The sequence below is a fragment of the Ornithinimicrobium sp. genome, from assembly GCF_035267225.1.
Classification (GTDB): Bacteria; Actinomycetota; Actinomycetes; order Actinomycetales; family Dermatophilaceae; genus Ornithinicoccus.
The window spans coordinates 1-16,122 of sequence record NZ_DATFMA010000035.1 but is presented as its reverse complement, the minus strand read 5'-3'; the positions used below and the strand labels follow the sequence as shown (position 1 = coordinate 16,122).

Below are 16,122 nucleotides of genomic sequence, written 5' to 3'. Positions count from 1 at the left end.
ACGTGGTCCCACTACTCCCAGCAGCGGGCACTGACGCCGGACAAGAACGGCCGGTCCTGGGGGTCGGTCGACGCGTGGGCCCGCAGGTGGGGATTCGGGCCGGCAGGTCATACCCGCACGCACACGAACAAGACCACCCTGGCCGGGTACATCGAAGAGTCGGTCACGGCCCGTTTGGAGCTAGAGGAGTACCTGCCGTCGTGCCGGGTCCAGTACGCCACCCTGGCCGGTGTCGGAGGCGACCACTTCGGCGGGTTCAAGGGTCGCACGCTGGAGGAGTACACCGACCTGGAGTACGGACGGCTCATGCTCCAGACGTATGGGGGCATCGAAGGGCGCCTGGCGCCCCCGGGAGACGTGCTGTGGCCCTTGGATGGGAACGGCACCATCGGCATGCGCCGGTTCGATATCGAGCAGCTGAACTACTACCAGGTTCGCCCCAAGATCGAGGAAGCGATCGAGAAGGGCATGGGCATCTCCGCGTTCTGCCATCCCGGCCGCATCGGCTACGACGACCGGTTCATGACCATCAGGCACTACGAGTCGCTCATGAAGTGGATCGCCAACCAGCGGGACTGGGGGAACCTGATCGTGGGTTCCCTCGACGGCATGGCCGTTGCGGACAAGTCCCACAGTGACCGGTACGACCTCATCACCAACGGCGACTTCTCCGAGGGCACCGACGCCTACGACCGCACCGGATGGCGCGGAGAGGGCACCGCGTGGCGGGTTCGCCGGCCCCGGCCCATGGTGAGCGGTGACCCGTTGTGCATGTCCACCCGTGGCGTCCAGAACGCCACGCTGCGCCAGACCATCGACGTGCCCGAAGCGGCCCGGGGGGCACTGTTCACCCTCTCCCTGGACGCGTGGGTGACGTACGCCAGCGGGCCGGTCACGATCCGGATGTACATCAACGGTGGCGACATCGACCGACGGTTCTCCGTGCCGGTCGGGCAGGACAAGCCCTTCCAGATCGTGATGCCGCAGGTGATCGACCGAGCCAGGTTGCAGTACAACCTGGGCATCGACGTTCCCGACCCCAGGGGCGGTACCGTGTACGTCACCAACGTACGCATGCTCGCCACCTGAGCAGGGGCCGGGACGGTGGGCAGTCCCGGGTGGTGCCCTCGCCGACTCCGACCCCTGCGTCGGGCGCCCTCACGGGGGCAGAACACCGCCTCGCACGATGCCCAGGTCACCCTCGACCCGGGTCAGGACTGACGCCATCTGCTCGGCCTCGGTGGGGGAGAGACGGCTCCAGAAGCGCTCGGTCACGACCTGCTCGAAGGTGAGGTTGGCCTGCCTCAGCCGCTCGCGGCCCGGCGCGGTGACGAAGACGCGGGTGACGCGCCGGTCCTCGTTGTCGGCCTGGCGCTGCAGCAGACCCTGCTTCTCCAGCGCATCGACAAGCTTGGTCACCGCAGCGCGCGAGCACTGCAGGTGGTGGGCGAGGTCGACCATGCGGGCCTCGCCGTCCAGGGCGGTCACCTGCCCCAGCAGCGTCATCTCGGACAGGTGCAGGTCGTGCTGGAGGACCAGCATCCGGTCGGCCTGTTGGGCGACGTACGAGACCAGGCGCGCCATGCCCATCCACAGGCGGCGGTCGGCCTCGGTGGGTCGGGTGGAGTCCATCTGGGTCGACCTCCTTCGCGAGGGTCATACCCCCGGTCGGCCACGTGGGCGAGAACCACACCTGGCGTGGAAGGGAGGGTGCTACATTTACTACATAAGTAAATCATCTACAGGTGAAGTATCCGGGAGGCGCCTCCGATGGGGATCGCGATCGTGGTGGCCGTCATTCTGTGGACCACGGCCCGACATGAGCTCAGCCACGCGCTGGTGGCCTGGATGCGAGGCAACGAGGTCACCTCGCTTCGGTGGTGGCCGGGCTCGAGTGACGGCGCCTGGTCCCTCGGGGCCGTGACTCATGTCGGCCCGCCGCACTGGACGATCGACGCCGCTCCCTACCTCGTGGATGTCCTGCTGATCCTCATCGCGGCTCTGACTCTGGCCGTGGCGCGTGGGTCAGTGGTTCGTCGGGTCGTCCTGCTCGCACTGGTGATCTCACCGGTGGCCGATCTCATCTGGGGGTGGGTCGGCACGATGGGCCGCAGTGGGTCCGACGGCGCCGACCTCATCGCGGCCTCTTCCGCCGTCTGGGTTCACGCCGCGTTCGCACTGGCCGTCGCGGCCGGCGTGGTGGTGCTGCGGCGCTCCCGGGTTGGTCGCGACCGGGGCATGGATCACAGCTCCGAAGAGCGGGCCTCCCAATCTGACAGCCTCAGCCATGACAGACGATCGGGGCCGTAGCCACGGCCTCGATTCTCGACCTCCTTGACCCGAGCGTGCCTTGCCAGTCTCGGCGACCGTCTGGCCGGAGTCGATTCAGTGGCCACGAGTTCTGGGTGGCCATCTGTGTGTGGAGGCTGACTTGGAGATCGTGCCACCCAAGGACTCGAGTGCTGGGAGGCGAGAGTCTAGAACCCCGTCCCATCGGCCTCTCGACTACTAGCCTCCGGGCCGTCTTGCGATGAATAGTCGGTGGAGCTCAGTGCTGCTTCTCGGGCCGCCTCCGCGTCGGCTGGATCCTCGGGCGATGCGGGACGCAACTTCGGCGGTGCTGCCGTCCACGCTTTCAGGTCCCCCAACACGTCGGCGTAGAACCCGTCGATGCTGTCAAGAACCGAGTCGATGAAGCTGCCGCGGCCGCGCCCCCTCTTAGCGCCCATGGAGGTGGTCGTTGCGACCCTGAAAGATCGCACTTCTCGCTTCGGGTCGGTGATGAGCAGCAAGGGGTCCTGGCGGACTGCTCCCAGCAGTTCGGCCGCTCCAGAGCCCCGAGAACGGGCGGTGTAGCACTCGACGCGCACATCTCCGGGAGCATTCTTGAGCTGCCTGACGAGCCAGTTGACTCGCGTGCGTGGCCGACCTTCTCGTGGTGCCCCGATATCGACATGGCAGAAGATCTGGCCAGACCGCAAATCGGCAGTGATGGTGATCGGCCCAACCGTGTTCGGGACACGGATGGCTCCAGACAGACGGCCCTCACCACACAACAAATCCGTCAAGGCCTCCCTGCGCGCGCTGGGATCCTTCAACTCTCGTCGGCTGAGCGCAGGCACTACCTCGGTGCCCAGTCGCCGTCCCAACCTCAAGCTGGCGAAGCGAAGAAGCGCATCGAATCGAGCTGCCACCATACTGGCGCTCGAATCGGTCGCTCGCAGCGTTTCGGATTTCACCGAATCACGAACAGGCACCCAACTATCACCCATGTCCGCGAACTCAAGAGCGCCTGACTTCGAGTGCTCGAGGTAGCGAACCAGTTCACCGAGAATCCACGCCTGGTCTGGGTCGGCTACGCCACGAAACTCCTTCTGCATCACGGCCTCTGTCAGCACCCTGGACCACGAGTAGTGGTGCAGGTCGACCTTCCGAAGTTTGCGGCCATCGACCTTCGTGGGGTGCTGACCCGCCATAGCGGAGATCTCGTTCGAGATCGTGAGTACCGCGTCGAAGTTTTCGGTACGCGCGATATCGAGATAGTTCTCGAGCTGCTGCGACTCCAGTTTGTTGTTGCCCGTCTTGACCTCGACCAGGGTCACCCAGCTCCTACTGCCACGCGAGACACGGATGAGGCCATCGGGGAAGACCTTGGAGTCTCCGAGTGCGAAGGGAACCTCGATGTAGCACTCGACTCGACCGGAAGGCGCGCCGAGCGGGCGAAGGAGGGAGTGTCCGTATTCCTTGACAGCACTGATCACAGCGAGAAGAGCCGAGGTCGCCCGCCGTTCTTGTTCCTCCGCGCCGTTGATCCCGGATGTGGGAATCAGCCGTGCCTCTAGCCACGATTCCTCGACCATATGCCCCCTCTGCCTTCCTTACCGCCATGCAGCGGCACAAGGGGGTCTCATGGTGGTCCTTCTGAAGCCGCCAGAAAGCCACTCCTGGACAATCCGGCGCTGCTGATGGCAGCGCTGCCCAGGGCAGCGCGCTCTTCCATGCCGGCAGCCGCGGCGGCCAGCGTGGGCCCATGAGCACCGACGCCACACCCGCCGACGCCCTCGACCGTGCAGTGCACCAGTCCCTGTTCGACCAACGCACCCTGTTCCTCGGCGACGCAAGCGCTCCTACATGCCCCACGCCAAGCTGCTGATGCACCAAGGCTCGGCCGGCATCGGCGGCACCGTGATGGACATCGCGATCCAGGCCGACGACTCCAGCACACCCGGGACACGGTCTTGCGCCTCACCGCCGGGGACACGGGCCGCAGCGGCGAGCGCGACTTCCAGCGTGACCGCTGGTTCACTGCGGAACAGGCACGCCACTACGGCTTCGTCGACCACATCGTCGACTCGCTGGAGGACCCATTGCCTCGCCCTCGTCGCCCCATGGGCCTCGGTGTTGAGCGGCGGGCCTGATCAGCCGAAGCGGCCGCTCAGGCAGCGAGTCTGACCGGAGGAAGGGTCTTTGCGCCCTCGCTCGATCTCGGACGGATACTGCGGTGAGACGCCTGCCCGTCCAGCAACGTCGGCGATGCGCTGCCCTCGCTCGCGGCGCTCTCGACGCAGCTGCTCACCGATGGCCTCGCGCCAGAGCCGCTCGGGAGCCGCACGGCCGAGCCGACGGCAGAAGGGCGCCACGGTGTTCATACTTTGACCATAACTCGCGTCCGCTTGCCTGGGTATGGTGCTGGAAAGGTGCGGTCGCCGCCGGCCCGCACATCCGGATCTGCCGGTCGGGAGGTGACGAGCTCTGAGCCCTGCGGAGGACGGCCGAGAGAACCCGCCCGAGACCATGGAGGACTGGCGCGCGCAGGCCGGCGCCATGCTGAGCCCGCCATGCTGCGCCTTTCATCGCAACGTGGAGGTGTCGTCCCGCTACGCCAGCCTCTATCGTCAGCTGCCGAGCTGCTTCAAATGGGCCGCCATGGCGGCGATCGCCTCCCACCACATCCGGCTGGCCTTGTTCCCGCTGCGCCTGGACACCGACCGTGGCGGCTACCTCGACGTGACCCGCAGTCTGAGCCGCCGCGGCCTGCTCACCGGCGACGCCCACACGATCCGGGAGACGAACAACGCGATCTACGACGACATCTACTGGGTGCACCTGGCCTACGTGGCCGACGAGCACGGGATGGACCGGGTGCGGCAGCTCCTGAACGGTGATCAGTACTACGCAACGGTGCTGAGCGCCTTCGAGTCCATCGACCGAGGACGCCGCCTGCTCGCCGACGAGACGTCTACGGAGGAGTCCCGGAACCGGGGGCGCGAGCTGGTGTGGGCGGGCAACATCGAGCTGCTCGACCACGAGCAGCGGTCCACGGTGCAGCCGCAGTTCGCGCGCCTGTCCCGCCTGTTCGCCCACGTCATCTCCATGGGTGCGACGACGAGCTTCGAGGTGCATGGCGTCCGGCAGGAGCTGCGCTACTTCAGCTCGTTCTACCTCTACTTCTTCACCGGCGGCCTGTCGCACGCGCTGCGTCCCCCCACCTGGCCGAGGATCACGCGCCTGGAGCACCGGTGGCGCTGGCTGGAGGCCAGCGTGGTGCCGCGCTTCCGTCGGCTCGAAGGCGCCCCGCACTTGATCGAGGCCAGTCTCACCCGGGTGGTCGACGACGCGCGCCAGTACGTCGACCGCCCCTGTATCGCACCGATCTGAGAACCTCGAACAGGCAGGGTGGGTGCCGCCGTGCTGTTCCCCGCCGTCAACCCGGTCGGCAAGATCCCCGTGTTCCTGGGGATGACCGACCACTTCAGTGAGGTGGCGTCGTCGCCGTACCGCCGTGCAGTCGGCCGTGTTCGCCACGGAGTTCGGTCTGAACGTCGTCCACTGGGCAGTGCCGACGCAGCGAGGCTCAGCGGGAGGCCCCATGACCCTCGCTGAAACCCGTGGCAGGGAGCGCCGAGCCGTCACCTGACACAGAACGGGGGACCACACTCATGCTGCCGTTGGTCTCCAACACCACGGCAGCCACGAGGTGCAAGCTCCCGAGACCGGCACCGCGCACCGCGGCGCGCAGGCTGTCCTCGGAGATCCGCTCGGCCCGCAGCGCCGCCTCGATGGGCGTTCCGTCGAGAAGCAGCACGGTGGGTTGCGAGGTGAGCGCACGACGGGCCCACGCGAAACGGGTGGACAGCGCGGCGGCGACGAACTGCAGGGCCGCCAGCAGCGTGAGTGCCATCGCGCCCTCGGCCCAGGCGATGGAGCCGGTCATGGTCACGCTGGCCAGCGTGGAACCCAATGCCACCGTGACGATGAAGTCGAAGGCGTTGAGCTGAGCCAGAGTGCGCTTGCCGCTGACCCTCAGGAGGGCGACAAGCCAGGCATAGGCCAACGTGCCGACCAGCAGGACGCCGAGCAGGCCGGTGAGGTTGTCGTAGATCATCTGTCTTCCCGTTCCTGTGGCCGGTGGTGTGATGCAGCGTCGGCGTCGCGCCAGCGCTCGATACCGTCGAGGACGACCTCCAGCCCGACGTCGAACTCCTGGCTGAACTCATAGTCGGGATCACCAGCGACGGCCTCCATCACCGCGAGCATCGTCGGATACTCCTGAAGTGCCTGCACGACCTCATCGGTGGCGGTGACCTCGGGCTCGGTCGAGGGCAAAGTGATCTGTTGCAGCGCGAACCCGTAGACGTAGCTGTCGAGCATGACGAACGCCGTGGCAGCCGTCCTCGGCGAGCAGCCGGCCTCGACGAGGGTCGCCAGGACCGCCTCGGCGTGGGCGAACGTCACCGGCCGGTCGGGGCCGGCGCGGGTCTCCAGCAAAGCCAGGGCCCAGGGGTGGCGCACGAGGACCCGCCGCACGGAACCGGCCCGTCGAGCGAGCTCCTCACGCCAGGCACGCTGGGTCGGGTCGGGGAGCTCGTACTCAGCGAAGATGCTCTCCACGAGAGCGTCCAGGAGCGCGTCCTTGTCGGCCACATGCCGGTAGAGGGACATCGGTTTGCAGCCCAGACGCTGCGCGATGGCCCGCATGGTCACCGCCTCGAGGCCCGCGGCGTCGGCGAGGTCGAGAGCCGCCTGCACCACCGCGGCGCGAGACAGCGAACCCCGGCGGACCGCTGTGCGGGAGGTGACCTCCGGCATCTCTCTCGACACGCTCATCCCGCCGAGTGTATCTTTAGCGTACTTAGTACTCTCAAGGAGACCGACCATGCCGTCCTCACCCACAGACCTCGACCCCACCCCTGCTGCCTCGGCTCGGACAGTGAGTACGGAGCCGCTCGACCGCCGGATCGTGCTGAGTGGGCTGTGGACGTCGATGCTGTTCGTGTTCGCCTACGTCGACATCTTCGGCTTCTTCCGGGCCGACGTCCTGGAGGGCGCTCTGGCGGGGGTGATCTCCGGCCCGGGCTTTGCCATCGACCAGACCTTCCTGGCGGCCACGACGCTGTACATCCTCGTGCCGAGCCTCATGGTCGTCGGCTGCCTGCTCCTGCCCTACCGCGTCAGTCGTCGTGCCAACCTCGTCCTGGCCGTCCTCTACATGGGCACCATCGTCGCCTCGATGGTGGGCGAGACGTGGGCCTACTACCTCGTCGGGAGCGCGGTGGAGGTGGGGCTCCTGGCGGCGGTCGCCGCCGTCGCCGTGCGCTGGCGCTGACCGGCACCGGGCAGCTTGATCCGTGTCGCGGCCGAGCGAGAGCATCGGGACGTGACGTCACTCGGCCCCATGCCCTGGCTCCCCGACCACAGCGCCGACCTCGTGCGCACCCTGGCCGCCGATACCGCGGCGGGCACGGACACCGACGTGTGCGCACGACTGGAGACGCTGGTCGAGCAGAACCGGCAGATCCACGACCGCGACTGCCTCAACCTGAACCCCGCGACGAACATCATGAACCCGCGTGCCGAGGCCATGCTCTCGGCCGGGCTGGGGTCCCGTCCCTCGCTCGGCTACCCCGGTGAGAAGTACGAGATGGGGTTGGAGGCGATCGAGCAGATCGAGGTCATCGCGGCGGAGCTGGCCGCCGAGGTGTTCAATGCCGCCTACGCCGAGATCCGGGTGCCCTCGGGAGCCATCGCCAACCTGTACGCGTTCATGGCCACCTGTGAGCCGGGGGACACGATCATCGCGCCTCCGGTGAGCATCGGCGGGCACGTCACGCATCACGCGGGCGGCTCCGCGGGGATGTACCGGCTGCACACCATCCCGGCGCCAGTGCGCCCCGAGGCGTTCACCGTCGACGTGGATGCCGTGCGCCGGCTGGCGCACGAGCACCGCCCGTCGATGATCACCATCGGGGCCAGCATCAACCTCTACCCCCACCCGGTGGCGGCCCTGCGTGAGATCGCCGACGAGGTCGGTGCCGTGCTGCTCTTCGACGCCGCGCACCAGTGTGGCCTCATCGCCGGCGGGGCGTGGCCGAACCCGCTGGACCAAGGCGCTCACGTGATGACGATGAGCACGTACAAGAGCCTGGGCGGCCCGCCCGGTGGACTGCTCGTGACCAACGACGCCGAGCTCGCCGAGCGGGTGGACCGCATCGCTTTCCCCGGGTTGACCGCCAACTTCGACGCCGGCAAGGCGGCAGCGCTGGCCGTCACCATGCTCGACTGGAAAGCTGCCGGCGCGCAGTACGCCTCGGCCATGATGGCGACCGCTTCTGCCCTGGCCACGGCGCTCGACGCGCGGGGTCTGCCGGTGCACCAAGGGGCGCACGGGTACACCGCCTCGCACCAGTTCGCCATCGAGGCCCACCGCTGGGGTGGCGGTCAGCGGGCCGCCCGACTCCTGCGGCGCGCCAACCTGCTGACCTGCGGGATCGGGCTTCCGGTCGAGCCGATCGCGGACGACATGAACGGGCTGCGCATCGGCACTCCTGAGATCACGCGCCTGGGCATGGGGCCCGAGGACATGGGCGAGCTCGCCTCGCTACTCGCCGACGGTCTCGAGCCTGGGGTCGACCTCGACGAGGTCGCGAAGCGGGTGACCGCATTTCGAGCCCGGTTCGCCGGCGTGCACTTCACCGCTTAGCACCACGCTGTCGTGAGTGGCCCCTACGCGAGCGGGTGCCGTGTGAAGCCGGTGACCCCGCGCGTGCGTCACCGCGCGAGCAACACCGTGGCCAGGGAGCTGTCGATGACCATTCCGGTGACCAGGCCGCCCCGCACGGCAGCACGCACCGCCTCCGCCTTCCGCGAGCCGTAGGCCAGGCCCAGGGTGTGGGGGATGGCTTCCAGCTGCGCGGGCGCGACGGTGATGACGCGATGGGCGATCTCGGTATCCACCCCTGCGCCGTGCTCGTCGAAGACGACCCCACCACATTCGCCGATCACCCCGGCCGCGGTCGCGTCCTCGCGTAGCCGCTCGCTCGCGTGGTCGAAGATCGTGGAGCACCCCGGGGCCCAGGCCCCGATGCCCATCACGGCGTGGGTCACCTCGGTCACAGCGCCCAGCCCGGCGACGACGGACGGCTGACGCCGCACCGCTCGGGCCGCCTCCGCGTCGTCGAGGACGAAGGGCGCGTGGAAGATCGAGGGAGAGGTGCCCGAGACCCGGGCCGTGGAACGCACCAAGTCGACCGCCGAGGCGTCCACGCCCTCGACCTCGATGGCACCACTGAGCTGCACGACACGCACCAGGGGCAACCGTTGCAGCCGCCGCGTCATCGCGAACACGGCCCTGGACCAGAAGAGGCCGAGCACGTCGCCGGGCGCCAGCGTCTCGTCGAGCACCTGGGCGCCGATCCGTCCCAGGCCGTCGAGGGTGTTCTCGGGGGAGGAGGGGTCGACCGCCAGCACGGTGCAGCGCGCCAGACCCAGGCGCTCCTTGACCGCGATCGAGGCATCCAGGTCGACACCGAAGGCGGGGGCGATCTCGATGCGAACCAGCCCGGTCGAGACGGCCAGCTCGAGCAGGCGAGCGACCTTGAACCGGCTGAAGCCGAAGCGCTCGGCGATGGCGATCTTGGACTCGCCCATCAGGAAGTGATGGCGGGCCACCGCGGCCATCAGCAGCGACTCGTCCAGGCTCGGAGAGGCGCTCATGCGGCCCAGTCTAGGCGCGCCCGGGGAGCGGGCCCGGCCGGTTACAAATGAGCGGTCGGAATAACTCATGTGAGAGTGACGGTGTGGTGCGGCGCGCGAGACCCGCCTCTCGTGCGTGCGTGACCGTCGCCGTAGCGGTCGACAAGGAGTCATCGTGGCGGTGGGACGAGGGATGACTGGGCCGCGACCATGTGCGCCGGACGTCAGCCGCCGAGCGGGTTTCCTGTTGACCCAGGTGGGAGGCTGTGCCAGGCTGCGCCCAGCGCTGAACTCTCATATGTGAGTTCACTTTGCTCATTTGTCCATTCCAACGGCGGACAGGACCCTCCATGGCCGAGAGCACGAAAACCGAGACCGACCGGCAGATCGAGGGGATGGACGCCGAGCAGCTCACGGTCGGCAAGCACGAGCTGCACGGGCCGAAGCACTTCGCGGGCCTGTACGCAGCGGAGAACGTCGCGGGCACCGAGTTCATCTTCGGCGCCACCTTCGTCATCCTCGGTGCCTCCATCGTCGACGTCATCATTGGCCTCGCTATCGGCAACCTGCTGGCGGTGCTCAGCTTCCGGTTCCTCGCCGCACCGATCGCGGTGGGCACCCGCCTGAGCGTCTACACCTTCCTGGCCCGGGTGGCGGGCGGCACCCCGTCGAAAGTGTTCAACGCGCTCAACGCGTTCCTCTTCGCGATCATCTCGGCCGCCATGATCACCGTGTCGGCCACCGCGTTCCGCCTCGTGCTCGACTTCGAGCCGCAGACCGAGCCCTGGCCCACGAGCATCAGCTTCGTCATCCTCGCGCTGGCGTTCGGCTCCGTCACCGTCCTCGTCGCCGCCTTCGGCTTCCACGCCCTGGCCGAGTTCGCCAGCATCTGCGCGCCCTGGCTGGTGACGATGTTCGCGGTCGGAGGCCTGGTCGTGATCCCGGCCGTGGCGGATGCGGCGATCGGCACGACCGTGGTGAGCAGCTGGAGCGAGTTCCTCGAGATCGGCAAGAGCGAGATCTTCACCGGCAAGACCCCCGAGGGCGAGGCGGGGATCACCCTGCTGGGCATCATCGGCTTCAGCTGGGCGGCCAACAGCTTCGCGCACTCCGGCATGATCGACATGTCCCTGCTGCGGTACGCCAAGAAGAGCTGGTACGGCTACATGTCGGCGACCGGCATGTTCCTGGGCCACTACATGGCCTGGGTCGCCGCGGGCTTCATGGGCGCGGCCGCAGCGGCGATCGTCGGCATCAGCATCGTCGACATCGAGCCGGGCAACGTCGCGTTCCAGTCCCTCGGCTACGCCGGGCTCATCGTGGTCGTCGTCGCGGGGTGGACGACCGCCAACGCGAACCTTTACCGCTCCGGGCTGGCCGCCCAGGGGGTCGTGCCGTCGCTCTCGCGTCGGAACGCGACCTTGATCATCGGCGTCATCGTCCTCATCGCCGCCTCGTTCCCGTTCGTCTACCGCAACTACCTGATCTTCATCACGTACTCGGGAATCACCCTGGTGCCGGTCGGCGCGATCCTCTTCGCGTCCTACTGGATCCTGCCGCGCCTGGGCATGACCCGCTACTGGGCGCGGTACAAGGGCGTGACCAACATGCCGGCCCTGCTGGCGTGGGCCATCACCCTGGCCCTGGCCGGTTCGGCGGTCGGCTTCGGTCTCATGCCGGTGTACTTCGCGTTCGTGCCCGCCTTCATCGTCAGCGCGATCCTCTACGTCGTCTTCGCCCGCATGATGGGCGCCGCGGAGAGCTACCCCGACCAGGAGGCCGAGGACGAGCGCTTCAACGAGCGGGTGGAGGCCTTCCACGAGGAGCAGGCGAGGGCGGCGCACATCGACGTGGACACCGTCGACCGCAGGCCGCTGAGCACCGCGCTGAAGGTCATCTGGATCATCGACCTGCTGGTGGTCTTCGCGATGGGCGTGTTCGTCCTCGTCGGCAGCCCGGACACGCAGACCTACGAAGCCCATCGCGACCAGTTCTTCTGGGTGGCCTTCGTCGGCACCTTGGTCTACTTCGTCGCCGCCTACTGGGAGCTACGTCGCCGCAAGGCGGTCGCCAAGCAGGCCGTGGAGGAGCACGCCGACCAGCCGGCCTAGGCGTCATCCCCGTCGCTCTCCGGCACCCACCGCGGCATGAGCGCGGCAGCGGCGATCAGGACGAGGGCAATGCCGGCGGAAGCCAGGAAGACACCGTGGATCGCCGGGTCCAGCACGGAGGGCGTCACGGCCTCCAGGTCTGTCGGCACCGACCCCAGCTGTCCGGCGACGCTGGTGTTGACGATGGCCCCGAACGCCGCGACCCCGACCGCGCTGCCCACCGACCGGGCGAACACGGTCGCGCTGGTGGCCACGCCCCGGTCGTGCCAGGTCACTGCGGACTGCGCGGCCACGATGGCGGGGCTGGCCACCCAGCCGAACCCGAGCCCCATGACGAAGCACGGTGCCGCCAGACGCAGCACCGAGCTCGACTCGTCGACACCGAGCAGGAGCGCGGCTCCGGCGGCGGCGAGCACCGACCCGATGAGCATGGTGCGGCGGAAGCCGATGGACAGGTAGAGACGCCCGGCGGTGGTCGCCGCGACGGGCCACCCGATCGTCATCGCCGCCAGGGCGAACCCCGCGGTCACCGCGCCCGTGCCCAGCACCCCCTGGGCGAACAGCGGCACGTAGGAGGTCAGCCCCAGCAGCAGGACACCGACCAGCAGCGAGATCAGCATGGCGGTGCCCACCACGCGGTGCCCGAACAGCCACATCGGCAGGATCGGCTGGGCAGCTCGTCGCTCGACGAGGACGAAGGCCACCAGGAGCAGCCCGGCGGCGGCGAACATCGAGATGCTCGTGACCGAGAGCCAGGGCCACAGGATGCCGCCCTCGAGCAGGGCCAGGAGGAGCAGGACGCTGCCCAGCGCCAGCAGCACTGCTCCCAGGTAGTCGACGTCCGTGCGGGACCGGTCGGTGGTCGCTTTCTGCTCGTGCAGCTTGCGGGCCACCATCCAGGCGGCGGCGGCGCCCAGGGGAAGGTTGACGAAGAAGATCCACCGCCACGAGGCGTAGTCCGCGAACAGCCCGCCCAGGGTGGGACCCACGAGGGAGGCGACCGCCCACACGCCCGCGATGTAGCCCTGGACGGTCGCGCGTTCGGCGACGGAGTAGATGTCGCCGATGATGGTCATCCCGATGGGCTGGACGGCGCCGGCGCCCAGACCCTGCAACGCCCGGAACGCGATGAGCGACCCCATCGACCACGCGAGCCCGCACAGCAGCGACCCCAGCACGAACATGCCGATGCCCCACATCATCACCGGCTTGCGGCCGAACAGGTCGGCCAGCTTGCCGTAGATCGGCACCGACACGGCCTGGGCCAGCAGGTAGACCGAGAACAGCCACGGGAACTGCGTCAACCCGCCCAGGTCACCCACGACGGCAGGCACCGCCGCCGCGAGGATGGTGGCGTCGATGGCGACCAGGCCGGTGCCGAGCATCACGGCCAGCAGGACCGGCCCGCGCTCACTGCGCAGCCCGACACTGGCCCGGCTCACGGGCACACGGGCGGCGCTCACCTGGTGTCGAACCGCTCAGCCTGATGCGGCATTCCATGGCCTCGCCCGCTCGGCGTGCACCTCTGCGCGACGCTGGAGCCGCCGAGTTTCCGCAGTGTTCATCTCGGAGGTTCGACTGGGGTCGTCTCTGCGGTCAGGATGATCGTGTGACGACCGGCTCGCCCCCACCCCTGCCTCGAAGGATGCTCGCTGAGATGCTCGGCACCGGGCTTCTGGTCACGGTGGTCGTCGGCTCCGGCATCGCGGCTCAACGGCTCTCCTCCGGCGACGTCGGGCTGCAGCTGCTGCAGAACAGCCTCGCGACGACGCTCGGCCTGGCGGTGCTCATCCTCATGTTCGGCCCGGTCTCCGGGGCCCATCTCAACCCCGTCGTCTCGCTGGCGGACTGGTTCCTCGGCCGTCGCGCCGGGACGGGCCTGACCCTCGCGGCCCTGGGTGCCTACATCGCCTCCCAGATCGTGGGTGGTGTGGCCGGCGCCGTGCTGGCCAACGCCATGTTCGGCGTGCCGACGTCGCTGGCTACCACCGACCGGCTCAGTGGAGGGCACTTCCTCGCCGAGGTGGTGGCCACGACGTTCCTCGTCGCGCTGATCTTCTCGCTCGCTCGCTCCCACCGGGGGGCGCTCGCGGGGCCGGCGGTCGGCGCCTACATCGGCGCGGCCTACTGGTTCACCTCGTCCACGTCCTTCGCCAACCCGGCGGTGACCGTGGGCCGGGTCTTCTCCGACACCTTCACCGGCATCGCGCCCGGGTCGGCGCCCGGCTTCGTGGCCGCCCAGCTGGTCGGGCTGGTGCTCGGTGTCGCCGTCACCCTCGCGCTCTACCCGGACGTCGGCGAGCATGCCGACGACGTCGTGATGCCCCATTCCGAGGAGCCGGCGGCCCAGTCGTCGACGGCGACCGATGACCGTCCCCTTGCCGCGCCCGCCGCCCCGTCCACGAAGGAGCCTGATGTCTGACCAGCCTCACGACCGCCCCTCGGTGCTTTACGTCTGCGTCCACAACGCCGGCCGGTCCCAGATGGCCGCCGCCTACACCCGGCACCTGTCCGGGGGTGCCGTCGAGGTCCGCTCCGCCGGCTCCGGACCCGCCGACCAGGTCAACCCGGCGGCCGTCGCCGCCATGGCCGAGGAAGGCATCGACATCGCGGCGGAGCAGCCGAAGATCCTCACCACCCAGGCCGTGGCGCTCTCCGACGCCGTCATCACCATGGGATGTGGCGACACCTGCCCGATCTATCCGGGCAAGCGGTACGAGGACTGGGAGCTCGATGACCCCGCCGGTCAGGGTGTGGAGGCGGTGCGGCCGATCCGGGACGAGATCAGGGCCCGGGTGGTGGAGCTGCTCGACAGCCTCGGTGCCACCCCGTCGAGTCGCTGAGAAGCGCTAGCGCGGGATCTCGAGGATGGCGGCCATCGAGGTCAACGCCGCCGGCGCGATGCTGTAGTAGACCCAGGTGCCTTGCTTTCGGGAGGTCAGCAGGCCGGCTTCTCGGAGCTTCTTGAGGTGGTGCGAGACCGTCGGCTGCGAGACCCCGACGTCCAGCAGGTCGCAGACGCAGGCCTCGCCACCTTCGGCCGCGGCCACCTTGGACATCAGACGCAGCCGCACGGGGTCACCGAGCGCGCGGAACATCGACGCCGCCTGGACGGCCTCCTCCGCCGTGAGCTCGGCGCTGGTCAGCGGGGGACAGCAGGGGACGTCGAGCGCGGGGTCGACGGGAGCGGGCGGCACGGGCATCCCCCTATGTTGACACGCGTCGATATGGGCTGGGCCCTGGCCGCAGGTGTCGACACGAGCCCCTGGCGCCTCTACCTTCATGCCATGAGCAGTAAGCACGCCCCGGCATGACGCTCCTGCTGGTAGTGGCGCACCCGGACGACGAGACGTTCGGCTGCGGCTCCGTTCTCGCCCGCGCTGCGGCAGCCGGCGTGCGGTCGGTCGTGGTCTGCGTCAGCCGGGGAGAGGCCGGGCTCGTCCGGCCGGGGGTCCCGGTGCCCGCGGAGGGCCTGGGGGCGCTGCGAGAGGCAGAGCTACGCTCAGCGGCGCAGGTGCTGGGGGTCGCGGAGGTGGAGGTGCACGACTTCGGCGACTCCGGGATGGAGGGCGACCCCCCGCCCGGCTCCATCTGTGCCACCTCGCAGGAGGTGCTCACCGCACTCGTGACCCAGGCGGTGCAGCGTCATCAGCCCACCCTGGTGCTCGCCCTCTCCGGCGACGACGGGCACCGCGACCACGCCCACATCCGCGACGCGGTCCTCGCGGCGACATCGGGCTCACAGATCCCCGTCTACCTGCACTGCCAGGCGCGATCGGTCATGCATGCGTGGCTGCGGGAAAGGGACGGCGATGCCAGGATGCTCGAGTACCACGCGCTACCGGCCATCGGCACCCCGGACGAGGAGCTGACGACCATCCTCGACGCCCACGCTCTGCTGCCGGTGCGGCTCGAGGCCATCGCCGCGCACGCCTCGCAACGCAGCCCCTTCGAGGGCCTGTCCGGCGAGCTGCGGGAGCGCTTCCTGGCGACGGACAGGTTGGTGCGCGTTGTCCCGCCGTGGGGCGGCGGGCCGGTC

General features: G+C 68.8%; 18 protein-coding genes. 10 read left to right on the top strand and 8 right to left on the bottom strand.

Annotated features, from left to right (window positions below):
* On the top strand, nucleotides 1–1,089 hold a 1,089-nt coding region (locus VJ976_RS02300), incomplete at its 5' end, for a hypothetical protein (RefSeq protein WP_324098475.1).
* 69 nt (nucleotides 1,090–1,158) lie between these two features.
* Here the strand turns inward: VJ976_RS02300 and VJ976_RS02295 are convergent.
* A complete protein-coding gene (locus VJ976_RS02295; RefSeq protein ID WP_324098474.1) occupies nucleotides 1,159–1,632 on the bottom strand; it encodes a MarR family winged helix-turn-helix transcriptional regulator in 474 nt (157 codons plus the stop codon).
* Nucleotides 1,633–1,770: 138 nt separating this feature from the next.
* On the opposite strand from VJ976_RS02295, the gene VJ976_RS02290 reads away from it, so the two are divergent.
* On the top strand, nucleotides 1,771–2,310 hold the full coding sequence (locus VJ976_RS02290; RefSeq protein ID WP_324098472.1) for a hypothetical protein: 540 nt from the start codon (nucleotides 1,771–1,773) through the stop codon (nucleotides 2,308–2,310).
* A 167-nt stretch (nucleotides 2,311–2,477) separates the two neighbouring features.
* Here VJ976_RS02290 and VJ976_RS02285 read toward each other — a convergent pair whose 3' ends face one another.
* Nucleotides 2,478–3,860 carry a hypothetical protein gene (locus tag VJ976_RS02285; protein ID WP_324098471.1) on the bottom strand — a complete coding sequence of 461 codons (1,383 nt, stop codon included), beginning with the start codon at nucleotides 3,858–3,860 and terminating at the stop codon, nucleotides 2,478–2,480.
* Between the two features lie 207 nt (nucleotides 3,861–4,067).
* Between VJ976_RS02285 and VJ976_RS02280 the strand changes: the two genes are divergently transcribed.
* Nucleotides 4,068–4,418 carry an ATP-dependent Clp protease proteolytic subunit gene (locus VJ976_RS02280; protein ID WP_324098470.1) on the top strand — a complete coding sequence of 117 codons (351 nt, stop codon included), beginning with the start codon at nucleotides 4,068–4,070 and terminating at the stop codon, nucleotides 4,416–4,418.
* Here VJ976_RS02280 and VJ976_RS02275 read toward each other — a convergent pair whose 3' ends face one another.
* Nucleotides 4,419–4,649, bottom strand: coding sequence for a helix-turn-helix transcriptional regulator (locus VJ976_RS02275; protein ID WP_324098468.1), 231 nt, complete (start codon nucleotides 4,647–4,649; stop codon nucleotides 4,419–4,421).
* A gap of 211 nt (nucleotides 4,650–4,860) precedes the next feature.
* On the opposite strand from VJ976_RS02275, the gene VJ976_RS02270 reads away from it, so the two are divergent.
* Nucleotides 4,861–5,658, top strand: a complete 798-nt coding sequence (locus tag VJ976_RS02270) for a DUF2515 family protein (protein WP_324098467.1) — start codon at nucleotides 4,861–4,863, stop codon at nucleotides 5,656–5,658.
* A gap of 196 nt (nucleotides 5,659–5,854) precedes the next feature.
* Here VJ976_RS02270 and VJ976_RS02265 read toward each other — a convergent pair whose 3' ends face one another.
* Nucleotides 5,855–6,385, bottom strand: coding sequence for a DUF421 domain-containing protein (locus tag VJ976_RS02265; protein ID WP_324098465.1), 531 nt, complete (start codon nucleotides 6,383–6,385; stop codon nucleotides 5,855–5,857).
* Nucleotides 6,382–7,107, bottom strand: coding sequence for a TetR/AcrR family transcriptional regulator C-terminal domain-containing protein (locus tag VJ976_RS02260; RefSeq protein ID WP_324098464.1), 726 nt, complete (start codon nucleotides 7,105–7,107; stop codon nucleotides 6,382–6,384). The genes VJ976_RS02265 and VJ976_RS02260 overlap by 4 nt, the downstream gene beginning before the upstream one ends.
* A gap of 103 nt (nucleotides 7,108–7,210) precedes the next feature.
* Here VJ976_RS02260 and VJ976_RS02255 point away from each other — a divergent pair, with 103 nt between their 5' ends.
* Both VJ976_RS02255 and glyA read left to right on the top strand, forming a co-directional pair.
* Nucleotides 7,211–7,606: a DUF6326 family protein gene (locus tag VJ976_RS02255; RefSeq protein WP_324098462.1), complete on the top strand. Its 396-nt coding sequence runs from the start codon at nucleotides 7,211–7,213 to the stop codon at nucleotides 7,604–7,606.
* Nucleotides 7,607–7,657: 51 nt separating this feature from the next.
* Nucleotides 7,658–8,980 (top strand): serine hydroxymethyltransferase, encoded by a 1,323-nt coding sequence (gene glyA, locus VJ976_RS02250; protein ID WP_324098461.1) that lies wholly within the window; start codon nucleotides 7,658–7,660, stop codon nucleotides 8,978–8,980.
* 68 nt (nucleotides 8,981–9,048) lie between these two features.
* Here glyA and VJ976_RS02245 read toward each other — a convergent pair whose 3' ends face one another.
* The gene (locus VJ976_RS02245) at nucleotides 9,049–9,993 is read right to left on the bottom strand and encodes a sugar-binding transcriptional regulator (protein WP_324098459.1); all 945 of its coding nucleotides are present in this window, start codon (nucleotides 9,991–9,993) and stop codon (nucleotides 9,049–9,051) included.
* Nucleotides 9,994–10,322: 329 nt separating this feature from the next.
* On the opposite strand from VJ976_RS02245, the gene VJ976_RS02240 reads away from it, so the two are divergent.
* The gene (locus VJ976_RS02240; protein WP_324098458.1) at nucleotides 10,323–12,083 is read left to right on the top strand and encodes a hypothetical protein; all 1,761 of its coding nucleotides are present in this window, start codon (nucleotides 10,323–10,325) and stop codon (nucleotides 12,081–12,083) included.
* On the opposite strand, the gene VJ976_RS02235 is transcribed toward VJ976_RS02240, so the two are convergent.
* Nucleotides 12,080–13,468 (bottom strand): MDR family MFS transporter, encoded by a 1,389-nt coding sequence (locus VJ976_RS02235; RefSeq protein WP_414693555.1) that lies wholly within the window; start codon nucleotides 13,466–13,468, stop codon nucleotides 12,080–12,082. The two genes, VJ976_RS02240 and VJ976_RS02235, sit on opposite strands and share 4 nt — an antisense overlap.
* Nucleotides 13,469–13,728: 260 nt before the next feature.
* Between VJ976_RS02235 and VJ976_RS02230 the strand changes: the two genes are divergently transcribed.
* Together VJ976_RS02230 and VJ976_RS02225 are read left to right on the top strand one after the other, a co-directional pair.
* Nucleotides 13,729–14,505, top strand: a complete 777-nt coding sequence (locus VJ976_RS02230; RefSeq protein WP_324098476.1) for an MIP/aquaporin family protein — start codon at nucleotides 13,729–13,731, stop codon at nucleotides 14,503–14,505.
* A complete protein-coding gene (locus VJ976_RS02225) occupies nucleotides 14,498–14,926 on the top strand; it encodes an arsenate reductase ArsC (RefSeq protein WP_324098456.1) in 429 nt (142 codons plus the stop codon). Before VJ976_RS02230 ends, VJ976_RS02225 begins: the two co-directional genes overlap by 8 nt.
* A 6-nt stretch (nucleotides 14,927–14,932) precedes the next feature.
* Here the strand turns inward: VJ976_RS02225 and VJ976_RS02220 are convergent, their stop codons facing one another.
* On the bottom strand, nucleotides 14,933–15,286 hold the full coding sequence (locus VJ976_RS02220) for a metalloregulator ArsR/SmtB family transcription factor (RefSeq protein WP_324098455.1): 354 nt from the start codon (nucleotides 15,284–15,286) through the stop codon (nucleotides 14,933–14,935).
* 107 nt (nucleotides 15,287–15,393) lie between these two features.
* Here VJ976_RS02220 and VJ976_RS02215 point away from each other — a divergent pair.
* The coding region (locus VJ976_RS02215; RefSeq protein ID WP_324098453.1) for a PIG-L deacetylase family protein at nucleotides 15,394–16,122 on the top strand (729 nt) is incomplete at its 3' end.